Genomic DNA, 23,176 nt, shown 5'->3' with positions numbered 1-23,176 from the left:
ATCAAATTAGATAGAGTGTTAAAACATGACGAATACAGTATATTGTGATAAATTAAAAAATGTAGGAGGCGTCCTCATGAATGATGTAGTCGAATCACTAATTTATGAAGTTAGCAATATGCAACAAAATTTTGAAAATGTGAAATCACAACAACAAGATCATGATTTTTATCAAACTGTAAAGCCATATACTGAACATATTGATAGCTTGCTCAATGAAATCAAATTACATCGTGAATTTATTATAGAAGTACCTTATATGAATTCAAGGAAATTTGAGCTACTGATTGCTAACATTGAACAACTTTCTGTCGAATGTCATTTTAAGCGAACAAGTCGAAAGTTATTTATTGAAAAGCTTAAAAGCGTTCAATATGATTTACAAAATATATTAGATGGCATAACTAAAGAGGGTACTTATGGTTAAAACAGTTTATGTAACAGGTTATAAATCATTCGAATTAAACATTTTTAAAGATGACGCACCTGAAGTACATTATTTAAAACAATTTATAAAACATAAAATTGAACAACTGTTGGATGAAGGATTAGAATGGGTGTTAATACAAGGGCAAATGGGTATAGAATTATGGACTGCAGAAGTTGTTATTGAATTACAACGAACATATGATTCGTTAAAGTTTGCTGTAATTACACCATTCCAAGGACATACAGAAAAGTGGAATGAACATAATCAAAGTAAGTATGCCAACATAATTAAGTATGCAGATTATGTTGATAGTATTTTTCATACGTCGTATCAAGGTCCCTTTCAATTTAAACAAGCAGATCAATTTATGCTTGAACATTCGGATCAAACATTGCTCATTTATGATGAGGAACAAGAGGCGAGTCCTAAGTTCTTCAAGCAGAAGTTAGTTGATTTTATGGATAAAACAAACTATACTTGTGATATTGTGACGTTCGATGAATTAACAGCATTCATCAATGACTTACAGTGGTCTGAAGATCAAAGTTTCTAATGAGGTGGAAAAAATGTCAGATGTTTCATTGAAATTATCAGCAAAAGATATTTATGAAAAAGATTTTGAAAAAACAATGGCTCGTGGCTATAGAAGAGAAGAAGTAGATGCATTTTTAGATGACATTATTGCTGATTATCAAAAAATGGCCGATATGAATAATGAAGTTGTAAAATTATCAGAAGAGAATCATAAACTTAAAAAAGAATTAGAAGAATTAAGACTACGTGTAGCAACATCTAGACCTCAGGACAATAAAAGTTTTTCTTCGAATAATACAACAACAAATACATCTTCAAATAATGTAGATATTTTAAAACGTATTTCAAACTTAGAAAAAGCTGTATTTGGTAAATAATTACTAAATACAAAAGTTTAACTGTCTTACTAATAATGACTATGTTATAATTTTAAAAGTGATATTTTGGGTAATCGCTATATTATATAGAGGAAAGTCCATGCTCACACAGTCTGAGATGATTGTAGTGTTCGTGCTTGATGAAACAATAAGTCAAGGCATTAATTTGACGGCAATGAAATATCCTAAGTCTTTCGATATGGATAGAGTAATTTGAAAGTGCCACAGTGACGTAGCTTTTATAGAAATATAAAAGGTGGAACGCGGTAAACCCCTCGAGTGAGCAATCCAAATTTGGTAGGAGCACTTGTTTAACGGAATTCAACGTATAAACGAGACACACTTCGCGAAATGAAGTGGTGTAGACAGATGGTTATCACCTGAGTACCAGTGTGACTAGTGCACGTGATGAGTACGATGGAACAGAACATGGCTTATAGAAATATCACTACTAGTTTAGCTCTCCTAGATGATGGAGAGCTTTTTTCATGAAAAGAACACTTAAAATTAACGCCTTGTCTTGATATAATGACACTGCCTTGTTTTAAAATGATAAGCAAATGCGTTAACGTATCAGCGATTAAATTTGTTGGAAATGTATAAAAAACACAAGCTAAGAATAAAATACCTGTATAAAAGGAGAATCATATATGTTTCAATTACTTGCAGTTTGTCCGATGGGATTAGAAGCTGTTGTTGCTAGGGAAATTCAAGAATTAGGCTATGAAACAAATGTTGAAAATGGCCGTATATTTTTTGAAGGAGACACAAGTGCGATTGTAAAGGCAAATTTATGGTTGCGCACAGCAGACCGAATCAAAATTGTTGTTGGACGTTTTAACGCAACAACGTTTGACGAATTATTCGAACAAACCAAAGCGCTCCCTTGGGAATCTATTATTGATAAAGAAGGTAACTTCCCAGTTCAAGGTAGAAGCGTTAAATCAACACTACATAGTGTGCCAGATTGTCAGGCGATAACTAAGAAAGCTATTGTTGAACGATTACGTCGCGCATATAACGAAAAAGGTTGGTTAAATGAATCAGGTGCGAAATACCCCGTTGAAGTTGCCATTTTAAAAGATAATGTATTATTGACTATCGATACATCAGGTTCTGGTTTGAACAGACGTGGATATAGATTAGCACAAGGTGAAGCACCAATTAAAGAAACGTTGGCAGCAAGTTTAATCCGTCTTGCAAACTGGAAAGGTGATACACCTTTAATTGACCCATTTTGTGGTTCGGGTACAATAGCTATAGAAGCTTGTTTAATTGCTCAAAATATCGCACCTGGTTTTAATCGCGAGTTCGTATCAGAGCAATGGAACATCATGCCAGCAAATATTTATGATGATTACCGTGATGAAGCCGATAAGATGGCTTATTATGATAAAGAAATCGAAGTATATGCTTCTGATATCGATCCAGAAATGGTAGAGATTGCTAAGCGTAACGCTGAAGAAGTTGGATTGTCTGATATTATTAAATTTAGTGTAAAAGATGTCAATACATTAACAATTGATACAGAAGAACCGGTGGCGTTAATTGGAAACCCTCCATATGGTGAACGTATTGGTGATCGTGAAGAAGTTGAAGAAATGTACCGTTATATTGGTAAACTAATGAAACAACATCCATTTTTATCTACATACATTTTAACAAGTAATAAAGAATTTGAATATTTAGTAGATCGTAAAGCAACGAAGCGACGTAAGTTATTTAATGGATATATAGAATGTACTTATTATCAATACTGGGGTAAAAAGACAGAACGTAAAACTATTGAAAACTAAAGTGTTTCTAATGCGTGACTAAAATTAGTAATAATTATGTTCTCATGATAATAGGTATTTTTGAAAAATGGAGGAGTCTATAAATGGGTAAAAAAATGGGTCTAGGTTTATCTATAGCATTGGTTGTTATTGGTATTGCCGTTGTATGTTTAATGATTTTTTCTAGTCAAAAAACGACTTATTTTGGTTATATGAATAGTAATACAAATGCAGAAAAAGTTGTCAGCGAAAAAGATGGATTAGTCAAACATAATATCAAAGTAGAACCATCAAATGATTTTAAACCGAAAAAAGGAGACTTTGTAAAATTAGTTTCTAAAGATGATGGGAAGACATTTTATAAACAAGAAATTGTTAAACATGATGACGTCCCACACGGTTTAATGATGAAAATTCACGACATGCATATGAATTAATAAAAAGCATCTATAACGTAATTTGGAAGAAGTGAAGTAATCTTCTTATACGTTTTAGATGCTTTTTTATCTTCAAATTCAAAAAATCGGACAGATGAAAAGTAAAAAACTTTTCATCTGTCCGATTTATTATAGAACCCGTTTTAAGTAATTAGAGAGTCGAGAATCATTTTGTAAATTTCGTCAGTTCAAAACTTTAAGTGCATTATTGTTTAGCACGACGATCTTTAACATATAATATTAATTCAATTATAAATACTAGTATAAGTGATAATCCAAATAATGGCATTAATAGTCCTAATACAATTAAACATATGATGAGTGATATAGATGCTGGTTTTTTTACGCGATGTGGTACTTTTACTGCAGTATTTTTTGTACGCTTTATCCAAGAGACAAATCCCATACCAATGGCTACTAATAAAGCGATACATACAAATAAATTAATGATTTTATTTAAAATACCGAATAAATGACCTTCGTGAAGCGGAATGCCCCATGTAAACCATTTAGCAATAATACCGTAGTCATCATATTTAATCGTACCTAGCTTTTTACCGCTATATTGATCGAAATAAAGTGTTTGTTCCTTGTAAGGTGATACATCTAGCCCAGTAACACCTGAATTACTAGTATTAGATACAATAAAGGTGCCAATTTTATCACTTGGATATACGATTGAAAACGGCTTTTTAATACCAGATTTTTGTGCCTGTTCAACGACCTTATCAATAGATATTTGATAATCTAATTTGGTTTGAGGCATTGCTGCATTGCCATGATGACTACTTGAACCTTTTTCCGATGAAGCTGGCTGTTTATTTTTACGTGTAGCCCAAGGTAACTCATTCAAATCTGATTTAGGTGGATTAATCGCTAATTCACCTTGACCAAGATCACCGTTTGTGTCCATCATACCGGCAATTTTACTGCCCATAAAACCAGACCATGGCAATCCAGTTAAAACTAATACAAATACTGGAATTGCAATGATAACTCCAATCATTGCGTGCCACTTTTGCCAACGAAGTGCCTTACTTTTGTTAGAAATTAATTGCTTCTTAATGAGTAAATAAGTACCAGATAAAATCATGAATATCGTCCAACATGCGGTTAACTCAACTAAATAATTAATAATAGTATTTTCAGTAAACAAAGAACTATGTATACTTCGCATCACATTAGAATACGTATGTTTCGCATTTTGATCTGCAACAAATTGATTGTTATGATCTAGAAAGACGTAACGCTGATTTCCTGCCATATCACTCAGTGTAATTCGCTTGTTATATGGTTCATCAAGTATGCTAACTTTACTTACAAAGAATCCTTCATATTGTCGTTCAACTTGATGTACTGCATCATTTAATGTTTGATGCGTTTTGACATTACTGTCACCAAAAAACTCATTCTTATAAATATTATTTTCAACTTCTGGAAAGAACAAATAACCAATGCCCGAAATGGTTAAAGTGATTAACAGTGGAGCAATAAATATTGCTGCGTAGAAATGTAATCTTTGTAATGGATTAAATGTATTTTTCATATTTCCCTCCCAATTGGCTATTATACGGTGTCAATTCTGTGACGTGTGTGAACAAACTGTGACAATATTTATTTTCTAGAAAAATTTAACGATGATTTGTGATTTTTAGAAAAATGAACTTTTAAGTTGGAATGTTTGAAGAAAATTGATTATTCGTATGTTTTATCAAGCAGCTATGATAAAATTTAAACATAATACAATGCGAGCCATTTAACGATTTATGTTTAAATGGACATCGATATTGTATGAATTCGTTTTAACAAGCAAGCATTTCTATGTGAACGAACCAAAGGGGAAAGTAACATGATTAATAAAGAACAATTAGATCTTTTATATAAATTAAAAAAAGAAGTTGAAAAGTCGCGAAATGAAGCACTTTTACATACAATTAACCAAGTAATTAAGAAAGTATATTTGCAGCAATATACATGTTCGTTCGTTGGACATTTTTCTGCAGGTAAATCGACACTGATAAATTTATTAATTGAACAAGATATCTTACCAAGTTCACCTGTACCAACGACAAGTAATACTGCTATCGTGTCAGTTTCAGACAATCACGATATTATTGCTAATTTGCCGAATCAAACGTATGCCAAATTATCTAATTATGATGAAGTAAGGGAAATGAATCGCCAAAATGTCGACGTTGAATCTGTAGAAATTAATTTTCAATCAGCTAAATTTGAAAATGGGTTTACGTTGCAAGATACACCAGGTGTTGATTCAAATGTTGCATCACATCAGTCAATAACAGAACAATATATGTATACAAGTAATATGATATTTTATACGGTTGACTATAACCACGTTCAATCTGAACTTAACTTTAAGTTTATGAAGCATATAAATGATGTTGGAATACCTGTTGTGTTTATCATTAATCAAATTGACAAGCATCAAGACGATGAATTGTCATTCTCTACGTTTAAATCTCGAGTTGAAAAATCAATTGCAGATTGGGGCATTAAATTAGAACGCACCTTTTATGTATCTAAATTTGATCACCCTGAAAATGAACTTGAAGCATTATCAACGTATCTAGTTTCATTAGATCAAGATAGAGAGACAATTGAGGATTATACATCAAGAACGGTTGAATATATTACCGAAGCTCAGCTAGATTATATTCAGTCTGAAATCCAGGAAGTACTAGAAGATTTAGGTATCGAAGAAGCAGAGTTTGAACAAGCATTTTTAAATAGTCAACAACATCAAGCAATTAGTGAAGAGGCGCAACTTTTAAATAATCCAGATGAATTAATGGCATTTTTAAAGAATAAGCGTAAAAATATTTTAGAAAATGCATACATTATGCCGCATAATATGAGAGAAATGTTACGAAGTTATTTGGAAAGTATGTCTCAAGACTTTAATGTTGGCGGCCTTTTTAATAAAAAGAAGAAAAAGCTACAAATTCAACAACAGAGATTATTAACAGCGACAGATGCGTTACAAGAACATGTTAATCAACAAATTCGTCAACCAATGCGAGAAGATATGTCATTTGTTACGCGTTTTATCAATAAAAAAGATGCTTCAGATAAAGTATTAAATCAGCATTATGACGTTAAGCCGGAAATGATTGAAGGTTTATATCAACCACAAACATCAATCAGCAATACTTATGTACTTACATTTTCAGACGAAGTGGTTAAAGCCATTAAGAAATACGTTGAACAACAGTCGACACCGATTTTTAAAGAAATTATAGTAAATGTGCAGGCAGATGAATTACCAATAGAAGAAAGTGATGATTTAAAAGAATATCAACGTTATACAGAATTAAATGAGCTGCGTCAGTCATTGACGACTAAGAATTATCGTCACTACTATATTCATTTAGATGAATCTCTAGATAAATTAGTAGATCGACAAGAGACAACATATCAAGTGGCTACTGATAATGCTCAGGATAATCGTGATAATCAGCAGCTAAATCAGAATACAGCTACAACAAATATGTCTATAGATATTCAAAAAGCACTTGATATAATTTCGGATGTGCCTTTGTTCAAGCGTACAAAGCAGGATATCCACGAAACATTAACACGTATAGATAATAAATTAATAAAAATAGGTGTATTTGGAACGTTTAGTGCGGGTAAAAGTAGTTTGATAAATGCATTATTAGGTGAGCATATTTTAGTTAGTTCTCCAAATCCTACTACAGCAGCTACTACAGAAATATCTTATGGAGACGAGAGTTATATAACGCTAAAATCACAATCGCAATTATTAGATGAAATTAATGCAGTAGTTGAATACCAAGATATATCTTTTTCAACTATAGAAGACTTTATTAATTCAGATTTAGAAAAGTTAAAATCACATTTAAATAAAAATCAACTCGCTTTTGTTCATGCAGTTGAAAAACATTATAATTTGTATGTCAATATGTTGGAAAACGGAGAGAAACATGCCATTAATCAACAAGAATTGAAAAAGTGGAGTGCAGAAGATGAATACGCAACATTTGTTAAAACAGTACACATTGCATTAATGCATGATTGGTTAAAAGGTAAAATAATTGTTGATTCATTAGGGCTACACTCAAATAACCAAAGGCATACAAATGAAACCGAGCAAATTTTAACTTCTTCAGACTTAATATTGTATGTAAGTTATTTTAATCATTCATTTACTGATAATGACAAGGCGTTTATAGAACATATGAAAGATATGAATCAGTTGAATGAGAATCAAGCTTTTAAAATGGTAATTAATGCTGCTGATTTAGCAGAAAGTCAAGATGATCTTGAAGCGGTTGAAACATATGTATCAGATGCATTAAGACAAGTAAACTTGCAATCAGACATTTTTGCTGTATCAAGTCGAAATGCATTGCAAGCTGAAGATAAGGGCATTGATAAATTAAAACAAAGCATACAACAATTTGTTGATGTTGAATCTAAATCAATTTTAGAACAACAAATGATTCATCAGCTTCAACAAATGGATCGTTCTTATGTAGAGATGATTACAGAATTTGAAACAAATAAAGCTGATATTTCACGTCGCCAACAAAGGTTAACAGTCTATAAAGATAAACAGCGTTTACAACATCAATTAATTGATGCGACGCTACAACATACAGACAACGAAGTTGAAGAACAAGTTTATCATTTAAATGCACGTTTAAAATTACAACTACTTGACGATGTTAAATCAGTGTTTAATTCTCAAATGACACAAAATAGTGATTTTAATGAAGAAAAGAAAGTGTCTACGAAAGTATACTTAGATCAAATTCATCAACGATTGTTTTTAGAGCAATCTTTAATTACAGAACGTATAAAAAAATACTTTAATAAGCAACTTACTGAGCAAATTGCACCAATCGTTCAACAATTAGCAGATTTACATGTTATTGTTAATCCTCAGTTTAACTTTGAATCAGCTAATATAGTGCAACCATTATTGCACATCGATTTCAACGATATGCTAAATGCATTGCCAAAACAATTAACAAAACGTAAAATTTTGAATCCAAATGGGCAAAGAGATATACATGAATCAATTTGTCAAAGTACGTTAGGATTATTACAACCACAAATGGGATTATTGAGGCAACAGCTTGAATTATATGTAAAGCAAATGGCTGTAGAAGCTGAATCGCAATTTGAAAGTTTTGAAGCTAATATTCAAACGCAAATAAACGATTTATTAGCATTTGATTTAGATACAACACTTATCAATCAATTGAAAGATAAACATCAACAACTGAAAACTATTTTATATTAAGAAAGAAGGAACGTTTTAAATGCCTAATAAAATATTACTTGTAGATGGTATGGCGCTATTATTTAGACATTTCTATGCTACAAGTCTTCATAAACAATTTATGTACAATTCACAAGGTGTACCTACAAATGGAATACAAGGATTTGTGCGTCATATCTTTTCGGCAATACATGAAATACGCCCTACACATGTAGCTGTATGTTGGGATATGGGACAATCAACTTTTAGAAATGATATGTTTGATGGTTATAAGCAAAATCGTTCTGCACCACCAGAAGAATTGATACCACAATTTGATTATGTTAAAGAAATTTCAGAGCAATTTGGCTTTGTAAATATTGGCGTTAAAAACTATGAAGCGGATGATGTTATAGGTACATTAGCACGACAATATTCAACTGATAACGATGTCTATATTATTACGGGCGACAAAGATTTACTGCAATGTATTAATGACAATGTTGAAGTTTGGCTAATTAAAAAAGGTTTTAACATTTATAATAGATATACATTGAATCGTTTTAATGAAGAATATGCACTTGAACCACAACAATTAATTGATATTAAAGCGTTTATGGGTGATACAGCAGACGGTTATGCTGGTGTAAAAGGTATTGGAGAAAAAACGGCAATTAAGCTCATTCAGCAATATCAAAGTGTTGAAAATGTAGTTGAAAATATCGATGCATTATCAGCTGGGCAACGTAATAAGATTAATGACAATTTAGATGAACTATATTTATCGAAGCGACTTGCTGAAATTCACACACAAGTACCGATTGATAGTGAATCGCTTTTTGAAAAAATGGCATTTGCAACAACACTTAATCATATTTTATCGATTTGTAACGAATATGAATTACATGTATCTGGAAAATACATTTCATCCCATTTTTAATATCATGACATAAATCTATGAATTATGAATCAAACTAAATTTAAAAATGGCAATTCTTATCTCAGTGTAGTAGGAATTGTCATTTTTTTTATGTTTTTATTGCGGTTGAAATAAAGGCGATATGCTTTTATACCGGAAGCGACTAAACTAATAACGCTTTATCCAATGCTGAAATACATAGTACGATTCATATACTCATTTGAAAAATTGAAAGGGAATAGTAACATTTTTAACGTTTGTAGACTAATTATAAAAATGTGAACAACCATTCAGAGTGTTCATTCATTTGAGAAAGTTTCATAAAATTACCAAACACAACAAACTAGCATAAATACAACTTTATTGCTTAATAAAACAGATTTGATTATTTGTTTTTTGAGTCAATGTATAAATACAACTATAAATTGTATTGAGGATAAGAAATAAATATAGTAGTAGAATTGCACATTATATTTAAAATTAAGAATTATATATTAAAACTTTATTAACAAATTATAGATAAAATATGAATAATTAATTAATGGTATTTACATATGCATACCCACAAGATAAAATGATTGTGAAATAATTCACAAAATCAAAAGGAGTGTTGCAAATGTTAGTTGCAGTAGTCAAAGAATTAAAACAAGGTGAAGGACGTGTAGCTTGCACACCCGAAAATGTGCGTAAGTTAACGGATGCAGGACATAAAGTAATTGTTGAAAAAAATGCTGGCATTGGTTCAGGATTTTCTAATGATATGTATGAAAAAGAAGGCGCTAAGATCGTAACTCACGAACAAGCATGGGAAGCTGATCTTGTTATCAAAGTAAAAGAACCTCATAAAAGTGAATATCAATATTTTAAAAAAGACCAAATCATCTGGGGATTCTTACATTTAGCATCTTCAAAAGAAATTGTAGAGAAAATGCAAGAAGTTGGTGTCACTGCAATTAGTGGTGAAACCATTGTTAAAAATGGTAAAGCCGAATTATTAGCGCCGATGAGTGCAATAGCAGGTCAACGTTCAGCAATTATGGGTGCTTACTATTCTGAAGCGCAACACGGTGGTCAAGGTACATTAGTGACAGGAGTACATGACAATGTCGATATTCCAGGAAGTACATATGTCATCTTCGGTGGTGGCGTAGCAGCAACAAACGCAGCCAATGTTGCATTAGGACTCAATGCTAAAGTAATCATTATCGAGTTAAACGATGATCGCATTAAATATTTACAAGATATGTATGCAGACAAAGATGTCACTATAGTCAAATCAACACCAGAAAATTTAGCAGAACAAATTAAAAAAGCAGATGTATTTATTTCGACAATTTTAATTCCTGGTGCAAAACCACCAAAATTAGTTACACGTGAGATGGTTAAATCAATGAAAAAAGGTTCAGTTTTAATCGATATAGCTATTGATCAAGGTGGAACCATTGAAACAATCAAACCAACTACAATTTCTGATCCAGTGTATGAAGAAGAAGGCGTAATTCATTACGGTGTACCAAACCAACCAGGTGCAGTTCCAAGAACGTCAACAATGGCATTAGCACAAGGGAATATTGATTATATTTTAGAAATTTGTGACAAAGGCCTAGAACAGGCAATCAAGGACAATGAAGCGTTAAGTACTGGTGTAAACGTATACAAAGGACAAGTGACAAACCAAGGATTAGCTTCATCACATGATTTAGATTTTAAAGAGATTAAGGATGTTATTGAATAAATACCCATTTACTTGAATGAGCGTGAAATGAATATTTTAAATAAAGCAATATAGTATGGACTAAAAATTTACAAAACGGAAGGATGTAATCATTATGACAACCAACACAGTTACATTACAAACAGCACACATTGTAAGTTTAGGAGATATTGAAGAAGCGAAAGCAAGCATCAAACCATTTATTAGACGAACACCACTCATTAAATCTATGTATTTAAGTCAAAGTATCACTAAAGGTAATGTGTTTTTAAAATTAGAAAATATGCAGTTCACAGGATCTTTCAAATTCAGAGGTGCAAGTAACAAAATCAATCATTTAACAGATGAACAAAAAGAAAAAGGTATTATCGCTGCATCGGCTGGAAACCATGCACAAGGCGTAGCTTTAACAGCAAAACTATTAGGTATAAATGCCACAATCGTGATGCCTGAAACCGCACCACAAGCGAAACAACAAGCAACAAAAGGCTATGGTGCTCAAGTTATTTTAAAAGGTAAAAACTTTAACGAAACTAGACTTTATATGGAAGAATTAGCGAAAGAAAATGGTATGACAATCGTTCATCCATATGACGATAAGTTTGTAATGGCAGGCCAAGGAACAATTGGTTTAGAAATTTTAGATGATATTTGGAATGTGAATACAGTAATCGTACCTGTTGGCGGCGGTGGATTAATTGCAGGTATTGCCACCGCGTTAAAATCTTTCAATCCTTCAATTCATATTATTGGTGTTCAATCTGAAAATGTTCACGGTATGGCTGAGTCATTCTATAAGAGAGATTTAACTGAGCATCGTGATGATAGCACAATTGCAGATGGTTGTGATGTCAAAGTTCCTGGTGAACAAACATATGAGGTAGTTAAACATTTAGTAGATGAATTTATTCTTGTTACTGAAGAAGAAATCGAACATGCAATGAAAGATTTAATGCAACGTGCCAAAATTATTACTGAAGGTGCAGGTGCATTGCCGACTGCTGCAATTTTAAGTGGGAAAATTGATAAAAAATGGCTTGAGGATAAAAATGTTGTGGCATTAGTTTCAGGCGGAAACGTTGACTTAACTAGAGTGTCAGGTGTCATTGAACATGGACTAAATATTGCAGATACAAGCAAGGGTGTGGTAGGTTAAAACATTTAATCTGAAAAATGAGGTGTAATTATGTCAAATGGTAAAGAATTACAAAAAAATATAGGTTTCTTCTCAGCGTTTGCGATTGTAATGGGGACAGTCATTGGTTCTGGTGTGTTCTTCAAAATATCAAACGTGACAGAAGTAACAGGAACAGCAGGAATGGCCTTGTTTGTATGGTTCCTAGGCGGCATCATTACCATTTGTGCGGGGTTAACAGCAGCAGAACTTGCTGCTGCGATCCCTGAAACAGGTGGCTTAACAAAGTATATAGAATATACATACGGTGATTTCTGGGGCTTCCTATCAGGCTGGGCACAATCATTTATTTATTTTCCAGCAAACGTCGCAGCCTTATCAATCGTATTTGCGACTCAATTAATTAATTTATTCCATTTATCGGCAGGTTCTTTAATACCAATTGCGATCGCTTCGGCCTTATCAATCGTGTTGATCAATTTCCTTGGTTCTAAAGCAGGCGGTATTTTACAATCTGTTACCTTAGTTATTAAATTAATTCCAATTATTGTTATCGTTATTTTTGGTATTTTCCAATCAGGAGACATTACGTTCTCATTAATTCCGACTACTGGTAATTCAGGAAATGGTTTCTTTACAGCAATCGGTAGTGGATTACTAGCAACTATGTTTGCATATGATGGCTGGATTCATGTAGGTAATGTTGCAGGAGAACTTAAAAATCCAAAACGCGATTTACCTTTAGCTATTTCTGTAGGTATCGGTTGTATTATGGCTGTGTACTTATTAATTAACGCTACATTCTTATTAACATTACCTATTGAATTACTTGCAGGTAATTTAAATGCAGCATCAGACACATCAAAAATATTATTCGGTGAATACGGCGGTAAAATTATCACAATCGGAATATTAATTTCTGTTTATGGTACGATCAATGGCTATACTATGACAGGTATGCGTGTGCCTTATGCTATGGCTGAAAGAAAATTATTACCATTTAGCCATTTATTTGCAAAATTAACAAAATCAGGTGCACCATGGTTCGGCGCAATTATTCAACTGTTAATCGCAATCGTCATGATGTCAATGGGGGCATTTGATACAATTACAAACATGTTAATCTTTGTTATTTGGTTGTTCTATTGTATGTCATTTGTTGCTGTAATAATTTTAAGAAAACGTGAACCAAATATGGAGCGACCATATAAAGTACCGTTATATCCAATCATACCTTTAATTGCTATTTTGGCAGGATCATTTGTATTAATTAATACACTGTTTACACAATTTATATTGGCAATTATTGGGATTCTAATCACAGCACTTGGTATACCAGTTTATTACTATAAAAAGAAACAAAAAGCGGCATAAGTTTTGACAATTGGCATTGAGAATAAATGGATGGACTACTAATAAATTTAAAGTTTTACACATTAAAATCGAAAACCATTCAATTATTCTATCGAACAGACAAATTTCTGTTATGGAATTTGTCTGTTTTTCAAAAGTATAGGGAGGCAAATAGAAATGGAAAAGCCGTCAAGAGAGGCATTTGAAGGCAATAATAAGTTGTTAATAGGAATTGTTTTAAGTGTTATCACGTTTTGGCTATTTGCACAATCATTGGTTAATGTTGTACCAATACTTGAAGATAGTTTCAACACAGATATTGGAACGGTTAATATCGCCGTTAGTATAACTGCTTTATTTTCAGGAATGTTTGTAGTAGGAGCAGGTGGTCTTGCTGATAAATATGGCAGAATTAAACTCACGAACATTGGTATTATCTTAAATATATTGGGTTCATTATTAATCATTATTTCAAATATTCCTTTATTACTTATTATAGGAAGATTAATTCAAGGACTTTCAGCAGCATGTATTATGCCTGCAACTTTGTCTATTATTAAGTCATATTACATTGGGAAAGATAGACAACGCGCTTTAAGTTACTGGTCAATTGGCTCATGGGGCGGCTCAGGTGTTTGTTCATTTTTTGGAGGTGCAGTTGCAACGCTTTTAGGTTGGCGTTGGATTTTCATTATTTCCATAGTTATCTCGCTCATTGCATTATTTCTAATTAAAGGCACACCTGAGACAAAAGCTAAAGATGTATCAATAAACAAATTTGACATTAAAGGTTTAGTTGTATTAGTTGTGATGCTGTTAAGTTTAAATGTTTTAATAACCAAAGGTGCAGAATTAGGTATAACATCAATGCTGTTTATCTTCTTACTGATTATTTCAATCGGTACTTTTATTTTATTTGTTGTTCTTGAAATGCGTGTTGACAATCCTTTGATTGATTTTAAATTATTTAAAAATAAGGCTTATACAGGTGCAACAGCTTCAAACTTTTTATTAAACGGTGTCGCTGGAACGTTGATTGTAGCAAATACATTTGTACAACGAGGTTTAGGTTATTCTTCATTGCAAGCAGGTAGTTTATCAATTACTTATTTAGTGATGGTACTCATCATGATTCGTGTCGGTGAAAAATTACTTCAATCCCTTGGATGTAAGAAACCGATGTTAATAGGAACGGGTGTATTAATTATTGGTGAGTGTCTCATTTCATTAACATTTTTACCAGAAATTGTTTACGTGATTTGTTGTATCATAGGATATTTATTTTTTGGTTTGGGACTTGGCATCTATGCGACACCATCAACAGATACGGCCATTGCCAATGCGCCTTTAGAAAAAGTTGGTGTCGCTGCAGGTATTTATAAAATGGCGTCTGCGCTAGGTGGCGCATTTGGTGTTGCTCTAAGTGGGGCAGTTTATGCCATCGTATCTAACATTACAAACATATACACTGGTGCAATGATTGCACTATGGTTGAATGCAGGTATGGGTATATTATCATTCATTATCATTATGTTCCTTGTACCAAAGCAGAATGTATCAACATGACAATAATTATGAATTAGAAAAATAGGACAGTCGCTACAATATTAAATCATCACGAAAAAATAAACCGATGCTTATGTGTAATCATTATAAATGATTCTACATAAGGTCGGTTTTTTATTACCCTTTTACACTACTTTATTTATAATTATTATAAATTGTCACAAATTCAATTTACCTATCATTATATTTTGTGTTATTATATTCTGGAGCATAAATAAATTGTTCAACACATAGTTGCAATGTGTTTCAATACTTTTTAAATAGATTGCGAAATTGTATTGAATCGTCATTGTTTTAAATTTTTAAATGAGAATGGAATGAGCATTACAATTCACATGCAATCAAATGTAAATACATTCACAACACAACAGAGACATAACAACAAGATAAGGAGTGAACAATAGCTGTGAATTATCGTGATAAAATTCAAAAGTTTAGTATTCGTAAATATACCGTTGGAACTTTCTCAACGGTCATTGCGACGTTAGTATTTTTAGGATTAAACACATCACATGCACAAGCTGCTGAGACAAATCAACTGGCTAGTGTATTAAAACAGAAACAACAAAATGGTGATGCGCAGACTGAGAATCGAGAATCGCAAACACAAAATTCTCAAAATTCACAAAATGGTCAATCATTATCTGCGCCTATTGAAAATGAGCAACCAAATAATAATCAAACAAATCAAGTAGATGCAAGTGGAGCACAGCCATATACTACAAAACATGATCAACCAGTATCTCAAAATGAGCAAGCTAAGAAAGATACGGCAGATGCGACGCAAACGCAATCGGCAAAAGCGGAAAGCAAGCATGAACAAAACGAAAGTCGTTCTGCTAACAAAAAGGGAAACGACAATAACGCAACACATGTAGAAAATCATGAAGCAAATGTAGTCACAGCTTCAGATTCATCAGATAGTGGCAGCGTACAACACGACCGTAATGAATTACAAGCATTTTTTGATGCTAATTACCATGATTATCGCTTTATTGACCGCGAAAATGCAGATTCTGGGACATTTAACTATGTAAAAGGCATTTTTGACAAAATCAATACATTATTAGGTAGTAATGATCCAATAAACAATAAAGACTTGCAAGTTGCATACAAAGAATTAGAACAAGCTGTTGCTCTAATTCGTACAATGCCTCAACGTCAACAAACAAGTCGACGCTCAAGTAGAATTCAAACGCGTTCGATTGAATCAAGATCGGCTGAACCTAGATCGGTATCAAGTTATCAAAATGCAGACTCTTCTTACTATGTTGAAAATGCTAATGATGGTTCAGGGTATCCTGTTGGTACATATATCAACGCTTCTAATAAAGGGGCACCATATAATTTACCTACTACACCATGGAATACATTGAAAGCATCCGCCGCAAAAGAAATCGCACTTATCACAGCGAAGCAAACTGGAGATGGCTATCAATGGGTGATTAAATTTAACAAAGGTCACGCACCACATGAAAATATGATCTACTGGTTTGCACTACCAGCTGATCAAGTACCAGTTGGACGTACAGACTTTGTAACCGTAAATGCAGACGGTACAAATGTACAATGGAGTAATGGTGCAGGAGCCGGTGCTAACAAACCACTTCCACAAATGTGGCCAAATGGTGTAAATGACTCGCGTTCGTGGGACTTTAAAATTAGAAATAGAAGCGGACAAGTAATATATGATTGGCCAACTGTCCATATTAATAGCTTGAAAGATTTAGCACGTGCAGGGGATTATTTCAGTGAAGCTGGTGCACCAGCTTCTACTAAAGCTTTTGGTAGACAAATATTCGAATATATTAATGGAGAAAGACCAACTGAATCACCAGGTGTGCCTAGAGTTTATACTTTCATCGGTAAAGGTGATGCAAGTTATACAATTTCATTTAAAACGCAAGGTCCAACAATTGATAAGCTGTATTATGCTGCAGGGGGTCGTGCATTAGAATACAATCAATTATTTATGTATAGCCAGTTATATGTCGAATCAACACAAGACCAGCAACAACGTCTTAATGGTTTAAGACAAACTGTTAACCGTACTTATCGCTTAGGTACAACTAAACGAGTAGAGATAAGTCATGGTAATGTACAAACTAAAAAAGTGCTTGAAAGTTCAAACTTAAACATTGATGATTTCATCGACGATCCTTTAAGTTACGTTAAGACACCGAGTAATAAAGTATTAGGTTTTTATCCAACGAATGCCAATCCTAATGTTCGTAGACCAGGTGGCGTACAGGAATTAAATGAATATCAAATAAGTCAATTATTTACTGATGATAAATTACAACAGGCTGCTAGAAATAGAACGCCAATACAACTAATGATTGGATTTGACTATCCAGATGGACATGGTAACGCTGAAACGTTAGTTCCAGTTAACTTAACAGTATTGCCCGAAATCCAACATAACATCAAATTCTTTAAAAATGATGACGGCCAAAATATTGCTGATAAACCAGCTTCAAAACAAGCTGGACATCCGGTTTTCTATGTATATGCAGGTAATCAAGGGAATGCTTCAGTAAACTTAGGTGGTAGTGTAACATCTATACAACCGTTACGTATTAATTTAACAAGTAATGAAAATTTTACAGATAAAGATTGGCAAATTACAGGTATTCCACGTACATTACACATTGAGAATTCAACAAATAGAACTAATAATGCCAGAGAACGTAACATTGAACTGGTTGGTAATTTATTACCGGGTGATTACTTTGGAACAATACGATTTGGACGTAAAGAACAATTATTCGAGATTCGTGTTAAACCACATACACCAACAATTACTACAACTGCTGAGCAACTAAGAGGTACAGCATTACAAAAGGTACCAGTAACAGTTTCAGGGGTTCCATTAGATCCTTCAGCATTAGTATATTTAGTTATACCTACGTCTCAAACAAGAGATGGTGGTTCTGAGGCTGATCAAATACCATCTGGCTATACGAAAATTGCGACGGGGACACCTGATGGGGTTCATTCAACGATAACGATACGACCAGAAGATTATGTAGTATTCATACCTCCGGTAGGTCATCAAATTAGAGCGTTAATATACTACAATAACGTAGTTGCCTCAAATATGAGTAATGCAGTTACAATTTTGCCGGATGATATTCCACCGACAATTAATAATCCAGTTGGATTAAATGCGAAATATTATCGTGGCGATGAAGTTAGCTTTACTATGGGTGTCTCTGATAGACATTCTGGTATAAAAAGTACAACTATTACGACATTGCCAAGTGGTTGGACATCAAATTTAACTAAAGCGGATAAGAATAATGGCTCATTATCTATTACTGGTAGAGTGAGTATGAATCAGGCCTTTAATAGTGATATTACATTCAAAGTGTCAGCAACCGATAATGTCAATAATACGACGAATGATAGTCAGTCTAAACACGTGACAGTGCATGTAGGTAAAATTAGTGATGATGCGCACCCAATTGTCTTAGGAAATTCTGAAAAAGTTGTCGTTGTAAATCCAACTGCTTTAACTGGTGATGAAAAGCAACGCATTATTACTGCCTTTATGAATAAAAATCAAAATATAAGAGGTTATTTAGCATCTTCTAATCCAGTTGCAGTCGATGATCATGGCAATGTTACATTACATTACCGTGATGGCTCATCAACTGCGCTAGATGCGACAAATGTGATGACATATGAACCAGTTGTGAAAACCGAATACCAAACTGCGAATGCACCTAAAACGGCAACGGTTACAATTGCTAAAGGACAATCATTTAGTATTGGTGATATTAAACAATATTTTACTTTAAGTAATGGACAACCTATTCCAAGTGGAACATTTACAAATATTACATCTGATAGAACGATTCCAACTGCACAAGAAGTTAGTCAAATGAATGCGGGCACGCAGTTATATCATATAGTTGCTTCAAATGCATATCATAAAGACACTGAAGACTTCTATATTAGTTTGAAGATCATTGATGTGAAACAACCAGAGGGCGATCAACGTGTATATCGTACGTCAACATATGATTTAACTACTGATGAAATTTCAAAAGTAAAACAAGCTTTTATTAATGCGAATAGAGATATAATTACGCTTGCAGAAGGTGATATTTCAGTAACAAATACACCAAATGGAGCTAATGTAAGTACAATTACAGTCAATATTAATAAAGGTCGCCTAACGAAATCGTTCACATCTAACCTTACTAATATGAATTTCTTGCGATGGATTAGCTTCCCACAAGATTATACAGTGACATGGACGAATGCGAAAATTGCAAATAGACCGACTGATGGTGGTCTATCTTGGTCTGATGACCATAAATCATTAATTTATCGTTATGATGCAACATTAGGTACACAAATAACAACGAATGACATTTTGACAATGTTAAAAGCAACAACTACAGTGGCTGGATTACGTAATAACATTGCCGGTAATGAAAAAGCACAAGCAGAAGCTGGTGGAAGACCAAACTATAAATCATCAGGTTATTCACAATCAAATCCAACGACTGATGGCCAACGTCAATTTACGTTGAATGGTCAAGTGATTCAAGTGTTAGATATCATTAATCCTTCAAATGGATTTGGTGGACAACCCGTTACAAACTCTAATGTTCGTGCGAACCACAGTAACTCGACAGTCGTTAGTGTCAATGAACCAGCTGCTAATGGTGCAGGTGCGTTTACAATAGATCATGTGGTTAAAAGTAATTCTACGCATAATGCAGCTGATGCGGTGTATAAAGCACAGTTATACTTATCGCCATATGGACCAAAACAATATGTTGAACATTTAAATCAGAATACGGGCAATACGAATGAAGCTATCAACATTTATTTTGTGCCTAGTGATTTAGTAAATCCAACAATCTCAGTAGGTAATTACGCTAATCATCAAGTATTCTCAGGTGAAACATTTACCAATACGATTACAGCGAATGATAACTTTGGTGTGCAATCTGTAACAGTACCAGCGACATCACAATTGACAGGTACTGTTGATAATAATCATCAACATGTTTCAGCAACAGCACCAAATGTGACATCTGCTACAAATAAAACAATTAATTTGGTGGCAAATGATACAAGCGGTAATACTGCAACAACGTCATTCAATGTCACAATTAAACCTTTACGTGATAAATATCGAGTTGGAACATCATCAACGGCTGCTAATCCAGTAAGAATTGCCAATATTTCGAATAATGCAACAGTATCGCAAGCTGATCAAACAGCAATTATTAATTCATTAACATTTACTGAAACGGTACCAAATAGAAGTTATGCAAGAGCAAGCACAAATGAAATCACTAGTAAAACAGTGAGTAATGTCAGTCGTAATGGAAATAATGCCAATGTCACTGTAACTGTTACTTATCAAGATGGAACAACATCAACAGTGACAGTACCTGTAAAGCATGTTATTCCAGAAATCGTTGCACATTCGCATTACACTGTACAAGGGCAAGACTTCCCAACAGGTAATGGAGCAAGTGCATCAGATTACTTTAAATTATCGAATGGTAGTGCCATTCCAGATGCGACGATTACATGGGTAAGTGGTCAAGCGCCAAACAAAAATAACACAACTATAGGTCAAGATATCAATGTAACTGCACATATCTTAATTGATGGTGAAACAACCCCAATTACGAAAACAGCAACATATAAAGTGGTAAGAACTGTACCAAAGCAAGTCTTTGAAACAACCAGAGGTGTCTTATACCCAGGTGTTTCAGATATGTATGATGCGAAACAATATGTTAAGCCAGTAAATAATTCTTGGTCGACAAATGCGCAACATATGAATTTCCAATTTGTTGGAACTTATGGTCCTAACAAAGATGTTGTAGGCATATCTACGCGTCTTATTAGAGTGACATATGATAATAGACAAACAGAAGATTTAAATATTATATCTAAAGTTAAGCCTGATCCACCTAGAATTGACGGAAACTCTGTGACATACAAAGCGGGTCTTACAAACCAAGAAATTAAAGTTAATAACGTATTAAATAACTCGTCAGTAAAATTATTTAAAGCAGATAATACACCATTAAATGTCACAAATATTACCCATGGTAGTGGTTTTAGTTCGGTTGTGACAGTAAGTGACGCGTTACCAAATGGTGAAATTAAAGCAAGATCTTCGATATCAATGAACAATGTGACATATACAACGCAGGATGAACATGGTCAAGTTGTTACAGTAACAAGAAATGAATCTGTAGACTCTAATGATAGTGCTTCTGTGCTTGTGACACCTCAATTACAAGCGACTACTGAAGGCGCTGTATTTATTAAAGGTGGCGACGATTTTGATTTCGGTCATGTAGAACGATTTATTCAAAATCCTCCACATGGGGCAACGGTTGCATGGCATGATAGTCCAGATACATGGAAGCATACTGTTGGTAACACTCATAAAACTGTGGTTGTAACATTACCAAATGGTCAAGGTACACGTAATGTAGAAGTACCTGTCAAAGTTTATCCAGTTGCTAATGCTAAGGCGCCATCACGTGATGTGAAAGGTCAAAATTTGACTAATGGAACGGATGCGATAAACTACATTACATTTGATCCAAATACAAACACAAATGGTATCACTGCAGCATGGGCAAATAGACAACAACCAAATAACCAACAAGCAGGCGTTCAAAACTTAAATGTCGATGTAACATATCCAGGCATTTCAGCTGCTAAACAAGTTCCTGTAACTGTGAACGTATATCAATTTGAATTCCCTCAAAATAGTTATACGACAACAGTTGGTGGCACTTTAGCAAGTGGTACACAAGCCTCTGGTTATGCACAAATGCAAAATGCTACAGGTTTACCGACAGATGGATTTACGTATAAATGGAATAATGCAGCAACAGGTACAAATGACGCAAACTGGGCAGCTATGAATAAACCGAATGTGGCTAAAGTCGTTAATGCAAAATATGACATCATCTATAACGGGCATACATTTGCAACATCTCTACCAGCGAAGTTTGTAGTAAAAGATGTCCAACCAGCGAAACCAACTGTGACTGAAACAGCGGCAGGAGCGATTACGATTGCACCTGGTGCGAACCAAACAGTCAATACACATGCCGGTAACGTAACAACTTACGCTGACAAATTAGTTATTAAACGTAATGGAAATGTTGTAACGACATTTACACGTCGTAATAATACGAGCCCATGGGTGAAAGAAGCATCAGCAGCTAATGTAACAGGTATTGTTGGAACTAATAATGGTATTACTGTGGCAGCAGGTACTTTCAATCCTGCTGATACAATTCAAGTTGTTGCAACACAAGGTAGTGGCGAAACAATCAGTGACGAGCAACGTAGTGATGATTTCACAGTTGTCGCACCACAACCGAACCAAGCGACTACGAAAATTTGGCAAAATGGTCACATTGATATCACGCCTAATAACCCATCAGGTCATTTAATTAATCCAACACAAGTAATGGATATTGCCTACACTGAAAAGGTTGGTAATGGTGCGGAACATAGTAAGACACTTAATGTTGTTCGTGGTCAAAATAATCAATGGACAATCGCCAATAAACCAGATTATGTAACGTTAGATGCACATACAGGTAAAGTGACGTTCAATGCAAATACTATAAAACCAAATTCATCAATCAACATTACGCCGAAAGCAGGTACAGGTCTCTCAG

13 protein-coding genes and 1 other RNA gene (1 of these 14 only partly in view) are annotated in these 23,176 nt (G+C 33.8%); 13 read left to right on the top strand and 1 reads right to left on the bottom strand.

The window, feature by feature from the left end; all coding sequences use genetic code 11:
* The first annotated feature begins 76 nt into the window (after nt 1-76).
* From HMPREF2658_RS04625 to HMPREF2658_RS04600, 6 genes are all read left to right on the top strand, one after another.
* Nucleotides 77-427, top strand: a complete 351-nt coding sequence (locus tag HMPREF2658_RS04625) for a YppE family protein (RefSeq protein WP_001000808.1) — start codon at nt 77-79, stop codon at nt 425-427.
* On the top strand, nt 420-983 hold the full coding sequence (locus HMPREF2658_RS04620) for an SLOG family protein (RefSeq protein ID WP_000241311.1): 564 nt from the start codon (nt 420-422) through the stop codon (nt 981-983). The genes HMPREF2658_RS04625 and HMPREF2658_RS04620 overlap by 8 nt, the downstream gene beginning before the upstream one ends.
* Before the next feature lie 13 nt (nt 984-996).
* Entirely contained in the window at nt 997-1,341 is a 345-nt protein-coding gene (gpsB, locus tag HMPREF2658_RS04615; protein ID WP_001286320.1) for a cell division regulator GpsB, read from the top strand.
* 62 nt (nt 1,342-1,403) lie between these two features.
* An RNA gene (gene rnpB, locus HMPREF2658_RS04610) (RNase P RNA component class B) lies at nt 1,404-1,783 on the top strand.
* A gap of 208 nt (nt 1,784-1,991) precedes the next feature.
* Nucleotides 1,992-3,137: a THUMP domain-containing class I SAM-dependent RNA methyltransferase gene (locus HMPREF2658_RS04605; RefSeq protein ID WP_000487165.1), complete on the top strand. Its 1,146-nt coding sequence runs from the start codon at nt 1,992-1,994 to the stop codon at nt 3,135-3,137.
* An 83-nt stretch (nt 3,138-3,220) separates the two neighbouring features.
* Nucleotides 3,221-3,553, top strand: a complete 333-nt coding sequence (locus HMPREF2658_RS04600; RefSeq protein WP_000516800.1) for a DUF4889 domain-containing protein — start codon at nt 3,221-3,223, stop codon at nt 3,551-3,553.
* A 205-nt stretch (nt 3,554-3,758) separates the two neighbouring features.
* On the opposite strand, the gene HMPREF2658_RS04595 is transcribed toward HMPREF2658_RS04600, so the two are convergent.
* The gene (locus HMPREF2658_RS04595; protein WP_000799005.1) at nt 3,759-5,099 is read right to left on the bottom strand and encodes a PepSY-associated TM helix domain-containing protein; all 1,341 of its coding nucleotides are present in this window, start codon (nt 5,097-5,099) and stop codon (nt 3,759-3,761) included.
* 303 nt (nt 5,100-5,402) lie between these two features.
* Here HMPREF2658_RS04595 and HMPREF2658_RS04590 point away from each other — a divergent pair, with 303 nt between their 5' ends.
* The 7 genes from HMPREF2658_RS04590 to ebh all read left to right on the top strand — a co-directional run.
* A complete protein-coding gene (locus HMPREF2658_RS04590) occupies nt 5,403-8,843 on the top strand; it encodes a dynamin family protein (protein WP_054194579.1) in 3,441 nt (1,146 codons plus the stop codon).
* 19 nt (nt 8,844-8,862) lie between these two features.
* Nucleotides 8,863-9,741, top strand: a complete 879-nt coding sequence (locus HMPREF2658_RS04585; RefSeq protein WP_001133028.1) for a 5'-3' exonuclease — start codon at nt 8,863-8,865, stop codon at nt 9,739-9,741.
* A 595-nt stretch (nt 9,742-10,336) separates the two neighbouring features.
* On the top strand, nt 10,337-11,455 hold the full coding sequence (gene ald, locus HMPREF2658_RS04580) for an alanine dehydrogenase (RefSeq protein WP_000959438.1): 1,119 nt from the start codon (nt 10,337-10,339) through the stop codon (nt 11,453-11,455).
* 94 nt (nt 11,456-11,549) lie between these two features.
* On the top strand, nt 11,550-12,590 hold the full coding sequence (tdcB, locus tag HMPREF2658_RS04575; RefSeq protein WP_000210832.1) for a bifunctional threonine ammonia-lyase/L-serine ammonia-lyase TdcB: 1,041 nt from the start codon (nt 11,550-11,552) through the stop codon (nt 12,588-12,590).
* A 30-nt stretch (nt 12,591-12,620) separates the two neighbouring features.
* The gene (locus tag HMPREF2658_RS04570; protein WP_000064771.1) at nt 12,621-13,943 is read left to right on the top strand and encodes an APC family permease; all 1,323 of its coding nucleotides are present in this window, start codon (nt 12,621-12,623) and stop codon (nt 13,941-13,943) included.
* Between the two features lie 156 nt (nt 13,944-14,099).
* Nucleotides 14,100-15,488, top strand: coding sequence for an MFS transporter (locus tag HMPREF2658_RS04565; protein ID WP_000414680.1), 1,389 nt, complete (start codon nt 14,100-14,102; stop codon nt 15,486-15,488).
* Between the two features lie 406 nt (nt 15,489-15,894).
* Nucleotides 15,895-23,176: part of a hyperosmolarity resistance protein Ebh coding region (ebh, locus tag HMPREF2658_RS04560; RefSeq protein WP_070854222.1), annotated on the top strand (this coding region is incomplete at its 3' end). The annotated region continues 22,078 nt past the right edge of the window; the window shows 7,282 of its 29,360 annotated nt.

This window comes from Staphylococcus sp. HMSC062H10 (genome assembly GCF_001836945.1).
Classification (GTDB): domain Bacteria; phylum Bacillota; class Bacilli; order Staphylococcales; family Staphylococcaceae; genus Staphylococcus; species Staphylococcus aureus.
This window is presented reverse-complemented; position numbering and strand designations above follow the sequence as displayed.